We start from the raw sequence: 1,838 nt of genomic DNA, 5'->3' as shown, positions 1-1,838 counted from the left end.
TATTTTAACCCGATAACCGCCGAATATCTTGGCAAGAAGATTGAAGTTTCAAAAATATTTCAATGGAATACAACACTCCACCGATCATTATTTTTAAAAGGAACTGGACGTTTTTTTGTCGGATTATGTTCATTTTTACTGTTCCTCATTGCCGTTTCTGGTACGGTGCTTATCCTTAAACGCCAACGCAGTTTTAAGAAGTTTTTTTCGAAAATTGTCAAGGATGATTTTTCTCAATATTGGCACGTCGTTTTGGGCCGTTTATCACTTATTCCTATTCTAATAATTACGATTACCGGTGTTTATTTATCCTTAGAAAAGTTTAATGTTTTACCTAAGGATTCCCAACAACATCAAATCGATTTTGATACTTTGACTGAATCACCTCAACAGGAATTCAAGGGAATGGCATTTTTTAATAACACCAAATTATCAGAAGTGAAATTGGTGGAATTTCCTTTTTCCGACGATATTGAAGACTATTTTACCATAAAACTAAAAGACAAAGAAGTTGTAATCAATCAGTTTTCAGGTGAAATTATAAGTGAAATTGACTATCCATTGGTTCAATTTCTCTCCAATTTAAGCTTAAACCTTCATACCGGAAAAGGCAGTATAATTTGGTCCGTTATCTTGATTATTGCATGCCTAAACATTCTGTTTTTTATCTATTCCGGATTTGCAATGACCATAAAACGTCGTAGTGCCAAATTGAAAAACAAGTTCAAAGCCAACCAATCCAAATACGTGATCTTGGTAGGTTCTGAAAATGGCGGTACTTTGGCTTTTGCCAATGCTTTTCAAGAACAGTTAATCGCCTCAGGAGAAACAGTCTATATTACCGAACTGAATAATTATCGGAAATTTAAAAACGCCGAACACCTCATTGTCATGACCTCTACGTATGGCGAAGGTGATGCACCAACCAATGCCAATAAGTTTTTAAAACGCTTAGAAAATAACCATCAAAAACAGTCGTATAGTTTTTCGGTCGTTGGCTTTGGATCGCTTTCTTACGTCCAATTTTGCAAATTTGCTTTTGATGTTGACACTGCTTTTCTAACTAAAAATGCAACACAATTACTTCCAGTTTTTACGATTAACGACAAGTCTTTTGAAAGTTTTGAACAATGGGTGCAACTTTGGTCCGAAAAAGTAGGACTGCAATTATCCATTCCTCATGATAATTTGGTGTCCCGTCCAAAACACACCAAACCTTTTGAAGTTATTGCAAAAAGTCATGTTTCTGACAATCCGGACGACACGTTTTTGATTACTTTAAAACCCAAACAAAAACTTCAGTTTACATCTGGTGATTTATTGGCTGTGTATCCAAAGGACGATTATCGCGAGCGCTTATATTCCATAGGAAAAGTAAATGGAAACACGCAACTGAGTGTTAAGTACCATGACCAAGGTTTAGGATCTGGTTATTTAAGGCAATGTGAAATTGGCGATTGCTGCCATGCTCGTTTGATTAAGAATGCACACTTTCATATACCCAAAAAAGCATCCAAAGTTATCATGATTGCCAACGGAACTGGGATTGCGCCGTTTTTGGGCATGTTGGATCAAAATAAAAAAACAGAATGCGAAGCGTATTTTGGATTGCGAACCGAGGCATCCTGCAATCTGTACAAATCGCAACTAGAACAGTATTTAAACCAAAAAAAGCTGAGCAAATTGCATTTGGCATATTCGCAGCAGCATGAGCGCTTCTATGTTCAGCATCTGATAAAACGTGATGGCGAACATATTGCAAAAACTTTAGAAGAGAACGGCTATATAATGATATGCGGATCTTTGGCTATGTATAATGATCTTATGGACATCTTAAA

1 protein-coding gene is annotated in these 1,838 nt (G+C 36.3%); it reads left to right on the top strand.

The window, feature by feature from the left end; genetic code table 11:
- The coding region (locus tag VNJ50_RS14380; protein ID WP_325582989.1) for a PepSY domain-containing protein at window positions 1–1,838 on the top strand (1,838 nt) is incomplete at both ends.

It is taken from the genome of Gelidibacter sp. (assembly GCF_035577925.1).
Lineage (GTDB): Bacteria > Bacteroidota > Bacteroidia > Flavobacteriales > Flavobacteriaceae > Gelidibacter.
The sequence above is the reverse complement of the archived record's forward strand: the minus strand, read 5'-3'. Positions and strand labels throughout refer to the sequence as shown.